The sequence below is a fragment of the Corynebacterium accolens genome (assembly GCF_023520795.1).
Taxonomy (GTDB): Bacteria; Actinomycetota; Actinomycetes; order Mycobacteriales; family Mycobacteriaceae; genus Corynebacterium; species Corynebacterium accolens.
In genome coordinates, this window is the sequence record NZ_CP046605.1 from 213035 (window position 1) to 231264 (window position 18230).

Annotated in this window: 17 protein-coding genes and 1 tRNA gene; 11 read left to right on the forward strand and 7 right to left on the reverse strand. The window is 60.4% G+C overall.

Annotated features, from left to right (window positions below):
* Window positions 1-60: 60 nt before the first annotated feature.
* Complete coding sequence (locus CACC_RS01025; RefSeq protein WP_023029986.1) at window positions 61-1326, forward strand: aspartate kinase; 1266 nt, start codon at window positions 61-63, stop codon at window positions 1324-1326.
* 34 nt (window positions 1327-1360) lie between these two features.
* Window positions 1361-2392, forward strand: a complete 1032-nt coding sequence (locus CACC_RS01030) for an aspartate-semialdehyde dehydrogenase (protein ID WP_035108257.1) — start codon at window positions 1361-1363, stop codon at window positions 2390-2392.
* A 127-nt stretch (window positions 2393-2519) separates the two neighbouring features.
* Here the strand turns inward: CACC_RS01030 and CACC_RS01035 are convergent, their stop codons facing one another.
* Together CACC_RS01035 and CACC_RS01040 are read right to left on the reverse strand one after the other, a co-directional pair.
* Window positions 2520-3878, reverse strand: coding sequence for a YkvI family membrane protein (locus tag CACC_RS01035; protein WP_005276474.1), 1359 nt, complete (start codon window positions 3876-3878; stop codon window positions 2520-2522).
* Between the two features lie 260 nt (window positions 3879-4138).
* Window positions 4139-4681 carry an RNA polymerase sigma factor gene (locus tag CACC_RS01040; protein WP_005276476.1) on the reverse strand — a complete coding sequence of 181 codons (543 nt, stop codon included), beginning with the start codon at window positions 4679-4681 and terminating at the stop codon, window positions 4139-4141.
* Between the two features lie 183 nt (window positions 4682-4864).
* On the opposite strand from CACC_RS01040, the gene CACC_RS01045 reads away from it, so the two are divergent.
* A complete protein-coding gene (locus CACC_RS01045; RefSeq protein ID WP_005276478.1) occupies window positions 4865-6415 on the forward strand; it encodes a catalase in 1551 nt (516 codons plus the stop codon).
* 117 nt (window positions 6416-6532) lie between these two features.
* On the opposite strand, the gene CACC_RS01050 is transcribed toward CACC_RS01045, so the two are convergent.
* Window positions 6533-7090, reverse strand: coding sequence for a hypothetical protein (locus CACC_RS01050; RefSeq protein ID WP_005276480.1), 558 nt, complete (start codon window positions 7088-7090; stop codon window positions 6533-6535).
* Between the two features lie 84 nt (window positions 7091-7174).
* Between CACC_RS01050 and CACC_RS01055 the strand changes: the two genes are divergently transcribed.
* Together CACC_RS01055 and CACC_RS01060 are read left to right on the forward strand one after the other, a co-directional pair.
* Complete coding sequence (locus tag CACC_RS01055; protein ID WP_005276482.1) at window positions 7175-8638, forward strand: YhgE/Pip domain-containing protein; 1464 nt, start codon at window positions 7175-7177, stop codon at window positions 8636-8638.
* Window positions 8639-8991: 353 nt separating this feature from the next.
* Window positions 8992-10356, forward strand: coding sequence for a CitMHS family transporter (locus CACC_RS01060; RefSeq protein ID WP_005276483.1), 1365 nt, complete (start codon window positions 8992-8994; stop codon window positions 10354-10356).
* A 68-nt stretch (window positions 10357-10424) separates the two neighbouring features.
* Here CACC_RS01060 and CACC_RS01065 read toward each other — a convergent pair.
* Together CACC_RS01065 and CACC_RS01070 are read right to left on the reverse strand one after the other, a co-directional pair.
* Window positions 10425-10498, reverse strand: a tRNA-Pro gene (locus CACC_RS01065).
* 67 nt (window positions 10499-10565) lie between these two features.
* On the reverse strand, window positions 10566-11453 hold the full coding sequence (locus CACC_RS01070) for a metallophosphoesterase (protein ID WP_005276486.1): 888 nt from the start codon (window positions 11451-11453) through the stop codon (window positions 10566-10568).
* A 43-nt stretch (window positions 11454-11496) separates the two neighbouring features.
* On the opposite strand from CACC_RS01070, the gene CACC_RS01075 reads away from it, so the two are divergent.
* Window positions 11497-11961, forward strand: coding sequence for a GatB/YqeY domain-containing protein (locus tag CACC_RS01075; protein ID WP_005276488.1), 465 nt, complete (start codon window positions 11497-11499; stop codon window positions 11959-11961).
* 3 nt (window positions 11962-11964) lie between these two features.
* Here CACC_RS01075 and CACC_RS01080 read toward each other — a convergent pair whose 3' ends face one another.
* The gene (locus CACC_RS01080; RefSeq protein ID WP_035108259.1) at window positions 11965-14436 is read right to left on the reverse strand and encodes a transglycosylase domain-containing protein; all 2472 of its coding nucleotides are present in this window, start codon (window positions 14434-14436) and stop codon (window positions 11965-11967) included.
* Between the two features lie 145 nt (window positions 14437-14581).
* Between CACC_RS01080 and CACC_RS01085 the strand changes: the two genes are divergently transcribed.
* The 4 genes from CACC_RS01085 (at window position 14582) to CACC_RS01100 (ending at window position 16465) form a co-directional block, all read left to right on the forward strand.
* Window positions 14582-14905, forward strand: coding sequence for a WhiB family transcriptional regulator (locus tag CACC_RS01085; RefSeq protein ID WP_005276491.1), 324 nt, complete (start codon window positions 14582-14584; stop codon window positions 14903-14905).
* Between the two features lie 90 nt (window positions 14906-14995).
* On the forward strand, window positions 14996-15154 hold the full coding sequence (gene sp36 / locus CACC_RS01090; protein ID WP_126318073.1) for a Sp36 family protein: 159 nt from the start codon (window positions 14996-14998) through the stop codon (window positions 15152-15154).
* Complete coding sequence (locus CACC_RS01095; protein WP_005276493.1) at window positions 15155-15613, forward strand: RidA family protein; 459 nt, start codon at window positions 15155-15157, stop codon at window positions 15611-15613.
* Between the two features lie 18 nt (window positions 15614-15631).
* Window positions 15632-16465: an MBL fold metallo-hydrolase gene (locus CACC_RS01100; RefSeq protein ID WP_005276494.1), complete on the forward strand. Its 834-nt coding sequence runs from the start codon at window positions 15632-15634 to the stop codon at window positions 16463-16465.
* A gap of 81 nt (window positions 16466-16546) precedes the next feature.
* On the opposite strand, the gene glxR is transcribed toward CACC_RS01100, so the two are convergent.
* Complete coding sequence (gene glxR, locus CACC_RS01105; RefSeq protein WP_005276495.1) at window positions 16547-17230, reverse strand: CRP-like cAMP-activated global transcriptional regulator GlxR; 684 nt, start codon at window positions 17228-17230, stop codon at window positions 16547-16549.
* Between the two features lie 342 nt (window positions 17231-17572).
* Between glxR and nth the strand changes: the two genes are divergently transcribed.
* Entirely contained in the window at window positions 17573-18226 is a 654-nt protein-coding gene (nth, locus tag CACC_RS01110) for an endonuclease III (RefSeq protein ID WP_034653352.1), read from the forward strand.
* Window positions 18227-18230 lie beyond the last annotated feature (4 nt).

Sequence of the window (18230 nt, forward strand, 5' to 3'; positions counted from 1 at the left end):
ATTTCTGTGGCGCGCCTGCGCCCAGGAGTGCCTTTTAAAACGAAAGGTGGCAACCACACCGTGGCCCTGATCGTTCAAAAATACGGCGGCTCCTCCCTCGAATCCGCAGATCGCATCCGCGCGGTAGCGGAGCGGATTGTGGCCACTAAAAAGCAGGGCAATGATGTCGTCGTGGTGTGCTCCGCTATGGGGGATACCACCGATGAGCTGCTTGACCTTGCAGCGCAAGTCAATCCCGTTCCCCCGCAACGCGAAATGGATATGCTCCTTACCGCGGGCGAGCGCATCTCGAATGCGCTCGTGGCCATGGCGGTGGAGTCCCTGGGTGCGAAGGCCCAGTCCTTTACCGGCTCCCAGGCGGGCGTGCTGACGACCGAGCGCCACGGCAATGCGCGCATCGTTGACGTCACCCCCGGCCGCCTGACCGAGGCCCTAGAGGAGGGACAGATCTGCATCGTCGCCGGATTCCAGGGTGTGAATAAGGACTCGCGCGATGTGACCACCCTGGGCCGCGGCGGGTCCGATACCACTGCGGTCGCCCTGGCCGCGGCGCTGAAGGCGGATGTGTGCGAAATCTACTCCGATGTCGATGGCGTCTATACCGCCGATCCGCGCATTGTTCCGGATGCGCAAAAGCTAGAAAAGCTCTCTTTTGAAGAGATGCTGGAAATGGCCGCCGTAGGATCCAAGATTCTGGTCCTGCGCAGCGTGGAATACGCCCGCGCTTTCAATGTTCCGTTGCGAGTTCGCTCGTCTTATTCAAATGACCCCGGCACGTTGGTGACCGGCTCGATGGAGGATATCCCCGTGGAAGAAGCAGTACTTACTGGTGTAGCAACTGATAAATCCGAGGCGAAGGTAACCGTGCTGGGCATCCCAGATCGCCCGGGCGAGGCCGCGAAGCTTTTCCGCGTCATCGCCGATGCGGAGATCAATATCGATATGGTGCTGCAAAACGTCTCCTCCCTGGAGGATGGCACCACCGACATCACCTTCACCTGCCCGCGCGCCGATGGCCCCCGCGCGATGGAGCTATTGAGCAAGCTGCAGTCTGAGGGCGGCTGGTCCAATGTGCTTTACGATGACCAGGTGGGCAAGGTCTCCCTCGTCGGCGCCGGCATGAAGTCCCACCCCGGCGTGACGGCGGACTTTACCGAGGCCCTGCGCGATGTGGGAGTGAATATGGAGCTTATTTCCACCTCCGAAATCCGCATTTCCATGCTGACGCGCGAAGCAGACTTGGAAAAGGCGGCGCGCGCCCTGCACGATAAGTTCCAGCTCGGCGGCGAGGAAGAAGCCACCGTCTATGCTGGAACCGGACGATAAACCAGAGCACTACAGAGCAGTAAAAAGGAAGACAATGACTACCGTTGCAGTCGTCGGCGCCACCGGCCAGGTCGGCCGCGTGATGCGCTCCATTTTGGAAGAACGTAATTTCCCGGCGGATAAGGTGCGCTTTTTCGCCTCCGCCCGCTCCGCAGGAACCGAGCTGGAATTCCGCGGCGAGCAGATCGAAGTGGAGGACTTGGCCGAGGTCACCGAAGAATCCGTGGCCGATGTTGATATCGCGGTATTTTCCGCGGGCGGTTCCACCTCTGAGAAGTGGGCCCCGGTCTTCGCCGCTGCGGGCGCTACCGTGGTGGATAATTCTTCGGCCTACCGCAAGGACTCGGAGGTCCCGCTCGTGGTATCTGAGGTAAACCCTGAGGAGGCGAAGAACCCGCCGAAGGGCATTATCGCCAATCCGAACTGCACCACCATGGCCGCCATGCCGGTGCTGAAGGTTCTGCACGATGCCGCCGGCCTCAACAAGCTGCACGTATCGTCCTATCAGGCGGTATCCGGTTCCGGCCTGGCGGGCGTGCAGACGCTGGCCGCGCAGGTCTACAGCGTGGGCGATCACAACGTGAACCTAGTCCACGATGGTTCTGCCCTCGATGATGAGGACCTGGGACCTTTCGTCGCGCCCATCGCTTATAACGCGCTGCCCTTTGCCGGCAACCTCGTCGATGACGGCAGCAACGAGACCAACGAAGAGCAGAAGCTGCGCAACGAATCCCGCAAGATTCTCGGCCTGCCGGACCTCAAGGTCGCCGGCACCTGCGTGCGCATCCCCGTCTTCACCGGCCACACCCTGACCATTCACGCGGAGTTCGACAAGCCCATCACCCCGGGGCAAGCAACCGAGCTTCTAAGCGATGCCCCAGGCGTGACGCTTGCCGATGTCCCCACCCCCCTCGCCGCCGCCGGCAAGGACGATTCCTTGGTCGGGCGCATCCGCCAGGATCAGACGGTAGATGACAATAAGGGCCTCGTCCTCGTCGTCTCCGGCGATAACCTGCGCAAGGGCGCTGCGCTTAATACCATTCAGATCGCAGAACTGTTGGTATAGCCGCAAGGTACCACCGCGCCGGGCAGAGCTGCGAAGCCTTGCCCGGCGCTTTGCAATATGAAAAATCGGCTCCTCGCTTCCCACCGCGGGAAGGAGGAGCCGAATTGTATTTAGTGGCGCTTAAACCTTAGTCTTCGTCTTTCTTGCCAAAGTCCAAGTCGCTGTCGACGGAAGGTACTTCCGGCTTCGTGTGCTGGACGTAGGTGACGGAAGGTGCGGGCTCTGAACGGTCGTAGTCGAGCTCATCGTCCTCTTCGAGCTCCTCGTGGATATCCTCGGCGAGGTGATCGATAAATTCCTGCGTCCCCATATTGGATGCTGCGGCTAGCATGCGCAGCTCGCGCTCATTCTTCTTGGTAAAGCGCTCGCGAGGGTCGAGCTTGCGGGCGACGAGATCGTGGGCACGCATGCGGCGATCGGATTCATCGGCAAGCATGCCGCGGTTTTTAATGCGGTTATAAACCATCACGAAAATCATCAGTAGGCCGAGGTAACCCAGGATGGGGTAGACGTTGCTGACCAGGGACTGGAAGCCGATGAAGGACAGGATGAAGCCAATGATGCAGGATGCGGCGTATACGGGGTAGAAGCGCTTCGGGTTATTGCGGGTCAGGCGCTTGCCCAGGGCGTAGAACATACCGATGGCCGTGTTAAAGACCATGCCGTAGATGACGAAGGTCATCAAGATGCCGAGAACCGGGTGGATGCCGGTAATCAGCTTCAGGACCGGCATGTCCTCGCCGTTGACGTCCTTGGCCTCGAAGAAGAGGGCGAAGACGAGCAGGGCCAGCAGGATGAGGTAGAGGAAACCACCGATGAGGCCGCCGATGCCCACGGCGCGGTTATCCAGGAAGTTACCGCCGATGACGATGGACATGGACACGGCCGTCATGACGTTCAGGCCGGTGTAGTTCAGGGCGGAAAGCCACCAGTTAGGCAGCGAGGTATTGACGTTATCGATGGCCCAGGTATTCAGGGACGCGAAGTCCACATCGGCCGTGAGGATGGTGTAGCCGGTGGCCAGCACCACGAAGACGATGATGAACGGGGTGATGGTGCCGATGACGCGGGTAACGCGGTCTACATCCATAAGGCCCACCAGCAGCACGAGGATCAGCATGACGGTGCCGCCGACCCACACGGGGATGCTGGGGAATTGCTGGTTGATATTGGAGCCACCACCGGCGAACATGACGAAGCCGATGGAAAACAGCGTAATCAGCGTGGACCAGTCCAAGATCTTGGCGGTGACTGGTGAAGCGATCTTGTTGTAGACAGCGGTGTGTTCCACCGCCTGGAAATAGGAGCCCAGCTGCAGGATGGACACGCCGGTGACCATCATGAGGGCGGCGGCGAGGGCGATGCCCCACAGGCCCCATTCACCGAAAGCTACGAAGTACTGCATGGCTTCTTGGCCCGAGGCAAAGCCTGCGCCCACCACGACGCCAATAAACGCCATGGAAATTCCGATTGCGCGTTTAATCATGAGGGGAGAAACTCTCTTACTCACACTCGCCGGGCCCGGCTTTGGGAACGCGCGGGCCCGGATCGACGGTCGATTTATCACGTGTGTGTATCTAATAGAATCACATTTCAGCCGTGACTTCACAGCTGAAATCGCGTCACTTTAGTATTTTTCTACCCCGACCTCAGGCCGCATGCGCCCGCTGCGCTGCCCTAAGTACCTGCACTTTGATAAGTATTGCGGCGAAAGTATGCGTCTAGGCGCTCGAACATTCGGGGGTATTAATTTGCGCCCTCGATGAGGTCCTTGCGGGCGCGCGCCACGCGGGAGCGGATGGTGCCAACGCGCACCCCGGCAATCTTGGCCGCTTCCTCATAGGTATAGCCCAGCACCTGGGTGAGGATGAGGGCTTCGCGGCGGTCGGCTGGCAGGGCATCGATAAGCGCACGGGCATCGATCCAATCGCTCCAGGAACCGGAATTTTCCGCGGCGGAGCTCATGGCGTCCTCGTATTGCGTGGCGGATTTGCGGGGCCGGGCCATATCGTGGCGGATATTATCCACCCACACGCGCCGGGCCAGCGAGAGCAGCCACGTGCGCGCGGAAGAGCGGGCGGCAAAGCGCGGCAAGGCACCGATGACGCGCAGGTAGGTCTCTTGGGTGAGGTCGTCGGCGATTTCGGGGCCGCCCAGGTGGGCGAGCAGGCGCCAGACGTCATCCTGGGTGGCCTTGATGAACTCCGTAAGCGCTGCTCGGTCGCCGCGCCCAGCCCGGAGGGCGAGCTCGGTGACGCGGGCGTCGTCTGCTGCGGAGTGGTGGGTCACCTGAATGAATCTACCAGTAGCTCCTGGATTTCTTATCCAAGGTTGCGGTGGCTGGGGCACGAGCAATCAACACATGCGCGCGCAAAGTAGCGCGGCGCCGTTAAACGTAGTAAACTATGGGTTGTCCGTGATTGATAATTGACCCCAAATTATCGACTGATTGCCAGGAGGCAAAGACATACCATGACTAATTCCACTGCTGATGACATCCTGAACAAGGGACAGCGTCCCGCAGGTAAGGGCACTACGACCCGCCCGTCCGGCCAGCCCGTGCCGTCCGAGAACACGTCCGTGACCGCCGGCCCCCAGGGCCCAGTTGCGCTCAACGATATTCACCTCATTGAAAAGCTCGCCCACTTCAACCGCGAGCGCGTGCCCGAGCGTACCCCGCACGCCAAGGGCCACGGCGCCTACGGTGAGCTGCACATCACCGAAGACGTGTCCGCCTACACCAAGGCCAAGGTCTTCCAGAAGGGCACCGTCACCCCGATGATGGGCCGTTTTTCCACCGTCGCCGGCGAGCAGGGCTCCCCGGATACCTGGCGCGACGTGCACGGCTTTGCCCTGCGCTTCTACACCGAAGACGGCAACTTCGACATCGTGGGCAATAACACCCCGGTATTCTTCCTGCGCGATGGCATGAAGTTCCCGGACTTCATCCACTCCCAAAAGCGTCTGGGTGCTAATGGCCTGCGCGATGCCGATATGCAGTGGGATTTCTGGACCCGCAACCCGGAATCCGCCCACCAGGTGACCTACCTGATGGGTGACCGCGGCACCCCGAAGACCACCCGCCACCAAAACGGCTACGGGTCCCACACCTTCCAGTGGGTCAACGAAGACGGCGAGGCCTTCTGGGTGAAGTACCACTTCATCTCCCGCCAGGGCGTAGAGAACTTCACCGATGAAGAGGCCACCGTGGAAGCCGGTAAGAACCCGGATAGCCACCGCGCGGACCTCTACAACGCCATCGAAGAGGGCAACTACCCCATCTGGGACGTCAAGGTGCAGATCATGCCGCTTGCTGAGGCTGAAGACTACCGCTTCAACCCCTTCGATCTGACCAAGGTCTGGTCCAAGAAGGATTACCCATTGCACGATGTGGGCTACTTCGAGCTCAACCGCAACCCGCGCAATTTCTTTGCCCAGATTGAGCAGGTTGCACTCGATCCCTCCAATATCGTGCCGGGCGTTGGCCTGTCCCCGGATAAGATGCTCCAGGCCCGCGTCTTTGCCTACGCGGATCAGCAGCGCTACCGCATCGGGCCGAATTACAAGCAGCTGCCGGTCAACCAGCCGCGCAATGCGGCGAAGGTCAATACCTACGAGCACGAGGGCCCGATGCAGTATTTCTACAATGCTCCAGAGGATCCGGTGTACTCGCCCAACCGCCATGCGAAGGGCGCGGGCGTGCTTGACGATGCCTCCGTAAACAACCGCGAGGACCTCGAGACCACCACTGCGGCAGACTTCTATGTGAACCCGGACCCCCACGGCCAGGACTTGGTCCGCGCGCCGTACGTGCGCCACGCGGAAGACGATGACTTCGTCCAAGCTCGCGACCTGTACGAAAACGTCTACGACGACGCCGCCAAGGAGCGCCTGGTCACCAATATCACCAACGCGATGGCCGGCGTCTCCGAAGAAACCGAAGAGCGCGTGTACCAGTACTGGACCAACGTCCACCCGGACTTGGGTCAGCGCGTGCGCGAGGTCTTCGCTGAAAAGAAGTAGCCCGCCGCTGCGGTTGTACTGCTTCTTAGGTGCATAAAACACAAGGCCGCCTTCGACCATCTGCTGTGAGCTGGGGCAGTTGGTCGGAGGCGGCTTTTGTGGTTTTTCTACGCTGGGCTAGTTGCAGCGGCGCATATCGTCTGCAACGAATTGAGGCGCGCCCTGGTTAAGCCATTTATCCACGTCATAGCACGGCTCGCTCATCCCCGAGGTGGCTTGGCCAATTGGGCGGATGACCGTCCATGTGTCATCGACAAAGTGGGCCCATACGAGCCAATCTGTTTGGTTTTGACCAAAGTGTGCCCAAGTGCCATCGCAATCGAGCACCACAATATTGCTCATATCGGGGGCTAGGGGAGCAAAGGATGCTGGTGAGCAATCGCCCTTTGCTTGCTTGGCAGTAGTGGTGACCGTGACCTCTTGCGGGGTGGGCTGCTGCGCGTGCGTCTGTGCGGGCGAGGTTGCTGGGGCATCGGATGTAGTAGCCGTCGTCTCCTCCGCGGAGCTTGAGCTCGAGCTGGAGCTGGATTGCGCCACGGCATCAGAAAACTGGGGCTCACTGGGGTTGGCGGAGTTATCGGCATCATCGGCGCGGGACACCAGTGCCATGCTCAGCGGAAACGCGGCCGCGCAGGCTAGCGTGCGGGAGAGAACGGATTTTCGGGGGATAGGCATGTCTTAATAGTAGATTCTCTTTGTTATGCGCGGGGATCGGCGCGCCTGCAGAAAGGGAATGACCTGCAGCGATAGGTTACTAGCATGACCAAAAGCCTTGCCTCGACCGCGTCTACTGCGTCCGCGAGTTCCTCGCGGTGGCGCACGCTCTTATTGCTCGTATTGCTCGCCGTACCACTTATCGTTGGTACCGCAGTGGCGACCTGGTCGCAGTGGGAGCCGGCGCACGCGTGGTCGAGCGCCGCGCAGCCTTATGGCGCACCGCAGGCGAATTCGGCATCGCCAGAGCTCAAGGAAGCTGCCGAGGCCGCCAGCCGCGCCCAGGCGCAGGCCAGCATCTTGAAATCCGGGGCGGACCGGTTGAACAAGGGCACCAGCGAGCTGGATAAGGGCGCGGGCGAGCTAGGAGAGGGCGTCGAAAAGCTCGCTGGCGGTTCGCAAGAGCTGGTGGCGGGGCTGAACCAGCTGCAGTCGGGGACGAATACCCTCGGCGGAGGGGCGACGGAGCTGGCCAATACCGTTGGCGGGGCCGTCGACCAGGTCGTGGGCCTGGGAGCCGTCCAAGGCCAAATCCTGGAGGCCATCGATGGCACGGTGCGCGATTTGGAGGGAAATGATTCCAAGGAAGCGAAGCAAGTGCGCTCGCAACTGGGGGATCTGCGCAAGCAGGTGGAAAATTTCCGCCTCGATGAATCCCTGACCGGGGAGTTGAAGAAGCTCAAGGATGGCTCGCGCGATCTCTCCAATCAGCTGGCGGTAAATGGCTATGCCTACCACGATGGCATCAACCAGGCCGTGGCTGGCGCGCAGCAGCTCAACCAGTCCATCGCGGAGCTTAATAGCCGCGTGGATGAGGCACTCGATGGGGTGGGCAAGCTTGACGATGGCGCCGGCAAGCTCACCGGCATGGCAGAACAAAACCAATCGAACCTGGGCGAGGTGCAGCGCTCGTTGCCTCCCGCGCACGTGGCGGCGGGCGAGGATGCGCGCCAGCTGAGCCCGGTCATCGCCATGCTCATTTCCGCGCTCGTCTTGCTGGCCGGATCCGCCGCCGGTGTGGCGTGGAAACTGGGATTCCGCCCGTGGCTGATGGTCCTCGGCGGATCGCTGGCAGCGGTGGCCATCGGGGAGATCCTGCTTTACGTCCTATCCATCGGCCTTACCCCCATCGCCGCCGTGGCCGCCGGCGGGGCGCTCTTCCTGGGTGCCCTGTCCTCCGCGCTTATCGTGCGCGGCCTGCTCGAACTGTGCGGCATGACCGTGGGGTCCATCCTCGCTGCGCTCTTTGGCATTGGGCAGACCGCGTTGGTGGGCTGGCTGTGGAAATCCGCGGCCATCGCCGGGGTGGACAAGGTATGGCAGGTAGTGGCCAACCTTTTGCCGCTGAACTGGACGACGGCCGCCGTGACCGTGGCTGGCAACGACGGGGAGGCCGTGGTGCTGTGGACGGGCCTTGGCGTCTTGGGCGCTATCACTCTGGTGGGCCTGAGTGCAGTGAAATGGCTCGTTCCTGTCAAAAAGAGTCAAAAATCCGGCGCTAAAGTATGAAAATTTATACTTAAATAGACAAAAGCTTGTATAAAGCTGGCAATATTTGCCAGCGCTATGGCTGGAATACGATAAGTGTTATTCTTACTAGTGCTCACACCGCCTACTTAGGGGGTAGGCGAGCGGCTTGCGCCGTTGTGAGTGATAGGGAATAGGGACGACGCGGTGCTGTAGGGGCGCCGCGTCGTTTCCCGTTTTTTACCCAAAGCTATATATCCACGGTGGGTGAGGGTTGTTTTATGCGCCCACCGGCAGGAATGTGCGCTACCACACAGTAATGTTTAACATTAGCCATACGTCTTTTGGCTAATGGCGTGCGCCATACGGGCGCCAGTGACATTTAAAGGAGCGCAATGCAGACCTCCCTCGGGCTGACCCTGATGGGACTGGCCATCATCTTTGTAACGGTGGGCATCCTCATCCGCGGCCGCGTTAATCCCATCATTCCCATGACCTTGGTACCCGTCATCGGCGCTGTGATAGCCGGTTTCGGCATAGAAGATATCGCGGATTTCTTTGGCGAAGGCTTAAGCTCTGTCATCAACGTCGTGGTGATGTTCATCTTCGCCATTATCTTCTTCGGCATCCTGCAGGATGTGGGCCTTTTTACCCCTGTAATCCGCAGCCTTATCAAGGCGACACGCGGCAATGTCATGGCCGTGACCATAGGTACGGCAGCGATCGGCATCGTGGCGCACCTCGATGGATCGGGTTCCACGACCTTCCTTATTACGATTCCCGCATTGCTGCCGCTGTACCGGGCGCTGCACATGTCGCGCTACGTCCTGATTACCATCGTGGCCCTGGCCGCTTCAGTGATGAATATGGTCCCGTGGGGCGGGCCGCTGGGGCGCGCCGGTGCGGTGGTTGAGCAAGACCCCAACGATATCTGGCTGCACCTATTGCCCATCCAGGGTGTGGCGGTGGTCCTCATCTTCGCCATCGCCGCCCTATTGGGGTGGCGCGAAAAGCGCCGCTTGGCCAAGCTGCAGGAAAGCGGCGAGATTAAGGGTGCCATTTCAGTGGACGTGAATTCGTTGGCGGATGATTTTTCCGCCAAGCAGGCCGAAGAACAGCAGAAACTTGGGTTCAGGTACCGGAAAGCCCGGTGGGTGACCATCGCGAATATCGTCGTCGCCTTGGCCGTGCTCGCCGCCCTGCTTTCGGGCTTGTTGCCACCAGCGCCCGCATTCCTCATTGCTACCACCATTGCCTTGGTGGTCAACTTTGACGGCGCGATGGAGCAGGGCGACGCCTTGCGGCGCCACGCCCCCAACGCCTTGTCCATGGCCGGAGTGATCATCGCGGCCGCGATGTTCTTGGGCGTGCTCAATGAGACCAAGATGCTAGAAGAAATCGCGCTGAGCCTGGTGAATATCCTGCCGGAAAGCGTGGCGCCGTATTTGCACGTCATCGTGGGATTCTTTGGGGTTCCGCTGGATCTGTTGACCTCCACGGATGCGTACTACTTCTCGGTACTGCCCATTGTCCAGGGCACGGTGGAGTCCTTCGGCGTCAGCGGTATGGGCGCTGCGAGCGCACTTATCATCGGCAACGTGGTGGGAACCTTCGTCTCCCCATTTTCGCCGGCGCTGTGGTTGGCGTTGGGACTGGCGGACGGTCAGATGGGCAAGTACCTCAAGATAGCCTTCCCCATCGCATGGGTATTTTCCATCTTCCTCGTTGCCATCGCATTCTTTACCGGAATGCTGACCTAAGTAGCGGGCCCTGGAATCCAAGGGCCCTGTAGGCATGGAAAAAGCCCGCAGTTTCCTGCGGGCTACTGTCGGGATAACAGGATTTGAACCTGCGACCTCTTCGTCCCGAACGAAGCGCGCTACCAACCTGCGCCATATCCCGGTCACTGCTTAAAAGCAGTACTGAGATACTTTAACGCACGGTGAATGAGATCGGCAAAACGGCAGGTCTAGTCCACCTCAGTGATCCTCAGCAGGGTGGCCGAGGGGCGGCAGAATAAACGCACAGGGGCGAATTTGGACGTGCCCAAGCCATTGGAGACGTGCATCTTCATCGGGCCGAAATCGTGCAGGCCCTGTGCGCGCGGGCGGTCGATGCCACAGTTGGTCACGATGGCGCGCGACCCAGGCAGGCACACCTGCCCACCGTGGGTATGGCCGGAGAGGGAAAGCTGATACCCATCGGCGGCGAATTTTTCGAGCACTCGCGGCTCGGGGGCGTGGAGGAGCGCGAGCGAGAGATCGGCATCCTCGTGCGGCGGGCCGGCGACTTCGGAATAATCGTCCAAGTCGTGGTGCGGATCATCCACACCAGCTACGGCGAGGCGGACATTGCCCACCTTGAACTCGTGGCGGGCTTGGTTGCCGTCGTACCAGCCGTGCTCCACGAAGGCCGCGCGCATGCCGCGCCAGGGCAGGTCAACGTAGGAAGGCTCGCGCTTTTTACCCAGCAGGTATTTGAAGGGGTTGACCGGGCGGGGTGCCCAATAATCATTGGTGCCGAATACGAAGACGCCGGGCCGGGCAAGCAGCGGGCCGAGCGCGCGCAGGGTATCGGGCACGGCCTGTTTATCGGAAAGATTATCGCCGGTATTGACCACGAGGTCTGGATCCAGCGCATCGAGGGCAGAGACCCAATCGATCTTGGTCTGTTGCCCCGGGATCATGTGCAGGTCAGAAATATGCAGCAGGCGGAACTCTTCTTCGCCGCGCAGGGTGCCTTTGGGCAGGAGCGGAAGAGTATATTCCTTGAGCTCGAATTTGTTGAGCTCGCTAAAGCCCCAAGCAGCAACACCTAGGCCGGCGGCGACGCCGCCAAGAATCCGTTGAAGTTTCACAGCTTCTACACTACCTGCCTTAAATGGACGTATATTGAAAGGCATGAGCGAGCTAAAAGATACTATCCGAGCAGATCTGAAAACGTCGATGAAGGCCAAGGAAAAGCAGCGCACCAGCGCCATTCGCGCGCTGCTCGCGGCAATCCAGGCCGAGGAAACTACCGGCTCCCGCCACGAGCTGGAGGATGAAGACATCCTCAAGGTCATCGCGCGCGAGATTAAAAAGCGCCGCGAGTCCGCGGAGGTCTATGAAGAAAACGGCCGCCCGGAATTGGCAGAGGCTGAGCTTGTCGATGTCCCCTTTTTCGAGGCCTACCAGCCGCGCCAGCTCGATGACGCGGAGCTTAAGGCCTTGGTAGAAGAGGCAATTGCTGAGGTAGAAAAGGAAAACGGTGAAGCACCCACCATGAAGCAGATGGGTGCGGTTATGAAGGTGGCCAACGCAAAAGCCGCCGGCCAGGCCGACGGCAAGCGCCTTTCCGCAGAGGTAAAAGGCCAGCTTAATTAAGCTTTAGCGGCCGAGGAGGCTGCGGATATCGTTGCGGAAGTTATCGATATCTTCTTGGCGGATTCCAAAGTCCTCAGGACTGAGGTTGAAATCGCCGGCACCATGTCCTCCCTCGTTGCTCACACCGGTAGTGTTCGCGCTGCCGGTGTTATTTTGTGCGCCGGTGGCATTCGCACTGCCGACGCCGCTGGAGGGGGATTGGGTGGCAGGGGAGCCATCGGAAAGCTGCAGCGTAATCTCCGCACCTTCCTTCTTGCCGTCCTTGCCGGTAATCGCGCGCACCACGCGGCCGTAGGGGACGTCCCCGCCGACGACGCGCGAGGTCTTTACCACGTAGCCGCGGGCCTCAAGGGCGCTGCGGGCCTGGGACTCGCTTTGCCCACGCACGCTATCGAGCAGCTTATCCCCGGTGGTGCCGTCATCGTATTTCTTATTGTAATTGGGCAGCCCGCTCTGGGTAGCCCGCGGCAGCTGCGAAGCCATGGTGAAAAATGTCTGCGCGGGCTCCAAACCACCAAAGAGGTTGCCGGCGCCGGTGCACTGGCGCACGGGTGAGGTACACAGCGGCTGGGTATCGGTGCCGTCGTTATAAATATAAGGAGCGGCGGCGAGCCCGTCGTTGAATCCCAAAAAAGCCGAGGACTGGTTGGACTCGGTGGTGCCGGTCTTGGCGGCGATGGGGGAGCTAAAACCGGCGGCCTGGGCGGCGTCCTTGGCGGTGCCCTGCGTGGCATCTTCAGACAGCGCATTGGACAGGGCGTGGGCCACGTCTTGGTCTACTGCCTGCTCGCACGGGGTTTCCTTGAGGTAGACCTCGTTGCCGTTTTTATCCAGGACCTTGTCAATGGGGTTGGGCTCGCACCACCGGCCATTGGAGGCAATGGTGGCGCCCACATTGGATAGCTCCAGCGGATTGACCGGGGTGGGGCCCAGGGTAAAGGAACCGGAATTGGCGTCCTTCGTGCGCTGAGCAATGGAGGTGTCCTTATCAAAGGTGCCCTTGTCGCCGTAGGAGCGCAGGCCAAGGCGCACCGCCATATCCACGATGGGCGCCACGCCAACCTGCTCGGTGAGCTTGATAAACGGCGTATTGGGCGAGTGTGCCAGCGCCTCTTGCAGCGACATTGTGGCCTTATAATTGCCCGCGTTCTCCACGCAGTAGCGGTTGGCGGGGCAGTTATCGGCGCCGCCGTGGCCAAGGCCTTCGGCCTCGTAGCGGGTGGGCACATCCACCGTATTTTTAATGCCGTAGCCAGCCTCGATGGCGGCCGCGGCGGTAAAGGTCTTAAAGACGGAGCCGGCACCATTGCCCACCAAGGAGTTGGGCTGGGGCAGGAGGGTCTCATTATTGTCCTGGTCCAGCCCGTACGCGCGGGAGGAGACCATGGCCAAGACCTTGCGGTCCGACGTGCCCGGCTCAATAACGTCCATGACCTCGGCCACACCCTGGGCATCCGGGTTGGTATGCGATTGCACCGCGGATAGCGCCGTATCCTGCACCTGCGGATCCAGCGTGGTCTTTACGGTGTATCCACCGTGGGCGAGCTGGTCTTGGTCGATGCCCTTTTCTTCGAGGTACTGTAGCACAAAGTCGCAGAAAAAGCCGCGATCACCTGCGCCGATGCAGCCATTGTCCAGGGTATTGGGCTGCTTGCCGACGCCCAATTCTTCCCCCTTATACTCATCCGCTTCCGCCTGCTCCAGGTAGCCGTTATCCACCATGGATTGGAGCACGACGTTGCGGCGGTCAAGCACCTCTTCCTCATTGGTAAAGGGGTTGAGGCGCTCCGAGGACTGCACCATGCCCGCGAGCATCGCCGCCTGCGGCACCGTGAGGTCCGCGGCATGGCTATCAAAGTAGGTCCGCGCGGCGGCCTCCACGCCGTAGGCATGGTTACCAAAGGAGACCAGGTTGAGGTAATTGGTGAGGATTTCCTTCTTATCCAATTCCTCATTCATCTGGGTTGCCATGCGCATTTCGCGCAGCTTGCGGGTGGCGGACTGCTCGGTCGCCGCGGCCCGTTCTTCATCGGTCTGCGCGGAGACCAGCAGGAGGTAGTTCTTGACGTACTGCTGGTCAATGGTGGACGCACCCTGGGAGACCCCGCCGGAGGTGAGGTTGGTCCACAGGGCGCGGAAATTGCCTTGGAGATCGACGCCGCCGTGTTCGTAGAAGCGCTCATCCTCAATGGAGACGATGGCGTTTTTCATCGCGTCCGAAATCTCATCGCCACTTACGGGGTGGCGGCGTTGACTATAGACATAGGCCATATCTTTGCCCGAGGCGTCTTGCACCGTGGTGACGCCGGGGATATTGCCCGCTGTTAAGTCTTGCAGGTCCGATTGCATGGTCTGGTTGGTGCGGGCGATCGCCACGCCGGAAATGCCCGCAAAGGGGGCGAGCGCGAGCGCGATGAGCGCGGCTACCAAGACCGTGGACAGGGCTATCTTGGACAAAGATTTGAAGACAGTCACCCCCAATACCCTACGTGGTCTGCCTGGCAATGGGGAAGGTGACCTGCACCCCCTAAAGTGTGACCTCGTAGACAATTCCGCGTTCTAGTGAATAGACTCAGGCCTCGGTACATAGTATTCCGTCTGGGAAGGAGAACACTCACCCATGACCGTTCGAGTGAAGACTGCGGGAATGTCCAATACAGCCCGAAATCCCGAGCGTGGTGAGTGGGTCACTCAAGCAAAGTGCCGCAATGAGGACCCGGATGCATTATTCGTGCGCGGCGCTGAACAGCGCAAAGCCGCCGTCATTTGCCGCCACTGCCCGGTATTAACGGAATGCCGGGCGGATGCCCTTGATAACCGTGTGGAATTTGGCGTGTGGGGCGGGTTGACCGAGCGCCAGCGCCGCGCGCTGCTGCGCAAGAACCCCCACATCACAGACTGGGCCAATTACCTGGCTAAGGGCGGCGAACTCGTCGGCATTTAAGGCGTTCAGAGGGGTAATTGCCCGCCCGCCAGCGGTGACGCTCCGGAATAGGGGCGGCATAAGTCGTATTAAATCGCTAGAATGAAACCCATGACTAAATGGGAATACGCAACCGCACCAGTACTGACCCACGCCACCAAGCAGATTCTTGACTCTTGGGGCGAAGACGGATGGGAATTGGTCTCCATCACCCCTGGCCCGAACCCGGAGAACGTGGTGGCCTACTTCAAGCGCGAGGTGGCAGAGTAAATGAGCTTTTCCGCTCGCTTGAAAGAGCTAGGGGTGGAACTGCCGGGCGTCGCTAAGCCGCTGGCTTCTTATGTGCCAGCGCTGCGCGTGGGCAATCAGGTATGGACTTCTGGCCAGCTTCCCCTGGTGGAAGGCTCCTTGCCGGTGACCGGCAAGGTGGGCGCTGAGGTCACCACGGAACAGGCCCAAGAACAGGCCCGCACCGCCGTGCTCAATGCCTTGGCCGCTGTCGATGCAGAGATCGGGCTGGACAATATCTCCCGCGTGATCAAGCTCGTTGGCTTCGTGGCGTCGGATCCCGGCTACGAGGATCAGCCAGCGGTGGTCAACGGGGCATCGGATTTCATTGGGGAGGTATTCGGCGAAGCTGGCACGCACGCTCGTTCTGCAGTCGGCGTTGCGGCCTTGCCAAAGAACGCCCCGGTGGAGATCGAATTGATCGTAGAGATCGCTGAGTGATCGGATAGGCTGGTAGGCATGGAGCACCCCGCATATAGTCAATTGCGTCCCGTAAGCCAATCCGTTGGCGTAGTTCTTTGTGATAATCCCAGCTATACCGCCCTCGAGGGCACGAATACCTGGATTATTAGTGCCGCTGAAGACTCCCGGTCGATCGTCGTAGATCCGGGGCCGGAGGATGAAGGCCACCTCAACGTTGTGCATCGTCATGCTGGTGAGGTGGCTTTAATTCTGCTTACCCACCGCCACGATGATCACGCTTCGGGCGCGCAGCGGCTCCGGCAGATGACTGGCGCGCCCATCCGCGCCTTCGATCCCAGCTATTGCAATGGCGCGGAGGCGTTACAGAAGGGTGAGATCCTGACTTTGGAGGGCATCACCCCGCAGCTGGAGGTCCTGCACACGCCGGGCCACACCGCGGACTCCACGTCCTTCTTCGTGTGGAGCGGGGAGGTGGAAAATTCCCGGCTAGAAGGCATTATCACCGGCGATACCATCGCGGGGCGTCACACCGTTTTGCTTTCTGAAACCGACGGCGATTTGGCCGATTACCTGCATGCTCTGGACGTGTTGGAATCCCGCGGCAAGGATGTTCCGCTCTTCCCGGGCCATGGTCCGGATTTGGAGGATACCTCGCAGGTGGCGCGCAAATACATTGACCGCCGTCACTACCGCCTGGATCAGATCCGGGAAATCCGCTCCCGGCTGGGCGATGACGTGGATCTGACCACCCTGGTCAATGAAATGTATGACGATGTGGATCCGGTGCTGCGCCATGCCGCAGAGCAGTCCACGCGCACCGCGTTGAAGTACCTCGACGGCACCGGCACCGGTTCCGGTACCGATAACTAACGCGCGTCGCGGCAGGCAGCCGACTAAAACGCTTATTCCCTCCGCCCCTAGTGCTTGTGCACGGGGGACGGAGGGAATTTTTTAGCGCGCGCGGCGGGCGAGGTGCTCGGTATCGACGATGAGCACGGACTTGCCCTCGAGGCGAATCCAGCCGCGGTGGGCGAAGGTAGCCAGGGCCTTGTTGACGGTCTCGCGGGAAGCGCCGACCAGCTGGGCAATCTCTTCCTGGGTGAGATCGTGGTTGACGCGCAGCGCGCTGCCTTCCTGGACGCCGAAGCGGTTAGCCAGTTGCAGCAGGGTCTTGGCAACGCGGCCGGGCACATCGGTGAAGATGAGGTCCGCCAGGTTGGCGTTGGTGCGGCGCAGGCGGCGGGCCAGCACGCGCAGCAGCTGCTGGGCGATGGCGGGGTGATCGCTAACCCACTTATCCAGTAGCTCGGAGTTCATGGTGGCGGCCTGGACCTCAGTCACGCAGACGGCGGACGAGGTGCGTGGGCCTGGATCGAAGATGGAGAGCTCGCCGAACATATCGGACGGGCCCATCACGGTCAGGAGGTTTTCGCGGCCATCCGGGGCGTGGCGGGCGAGCTTAATCTTGCCGGAGGTGATGATATACAAACGGTCACCGGGCTCGCCTTCATCGAAGATGGTGGTACCGCGCGGGAAGCGCACTGTCTCCATCTGCTCGAGAAGATTCTGCACTGCTACGGGATCAACGCCTTGGAAGATTCCGGCGCGGGAGAGGGTGTCCTGTACGCCTTCCACGTTTTACTCCTTGGATGTCGACTGCGATAAGTCACTAAAGTGCTTGGGCCACATCCTTTTGCGGGCTCCAGGGAGGCACGCTAATGCGGAACAAGCGGGGTCAATTTTTTAGCGTACCCCATTTTACAGTGCAGTTCGTCACTTTTGGGCACTGCCCTAGTTTCGTTCACATAACAGAAATGGGATCACTTACGCCCCTAGCGTTACAGCCTGCGCGTTTTCTGCTAATCCGCGAAGACAATCGCTTCCAGTTTTTCCATGAGGAGGGCAAAAAGGGCGATGCCAAGCGGAACGAAAATAACAAGTGAAATCATGTATTCCCATCCTACTAAGCTTGGCGGCATGAGTTCATCACTGCCGGCCACCGCGGCCCCGAGCAAGAGAGCGCCCGTCATTAATGAACGATTGGCGCATGAACACCCCGATGCGCGGTGCGAGCTCGATTTTGATTCGCCCCTCCAGCTTTTGGTGGCCACGGTGCTTTCCGCACAGTGCACGGACGCGCGCGTGAACTCGGTAACCCCTGAGCTGTTTCGCACCTATCCCACCGCGGCCGATTATGCGGCGGCTAGGCGGGAAGATTTGGAGGCGATCCTGCGGCCGCTGGGGTTTCAGCGGGCGAAGGCGGGGCACCTCATGGGCATCGGCGAGCGCCTCGTTTCTGAATTCGACGGTGAGGTGCCACAGACCGTAAAGGAATTGACCTCCCTGCCTGGGGTGGGCCGCAAGACGGCGCTGGTGGTGCTGGGCGATGCCTTCGGGATTCCCGGCCTTACCGTGGATACGCACTTTAGTCGCCTGATGCAGCGCCTGGAGCTGACGGGGGAGAAGACGCCGGTGAAGATAGAAAGGGACATCGCCAAGCTCATTGCAGAGGCCGAGTGGACGATGTTTTCCCACCGCGTCATTTTTCACGGCCGGCGGGTCTGCCATGCCCGGAACCCGGAGTGTGGGAATTGCGTGGTGCGGGATCTGTGCCCGGCTGCATTAAGCTAGCGGT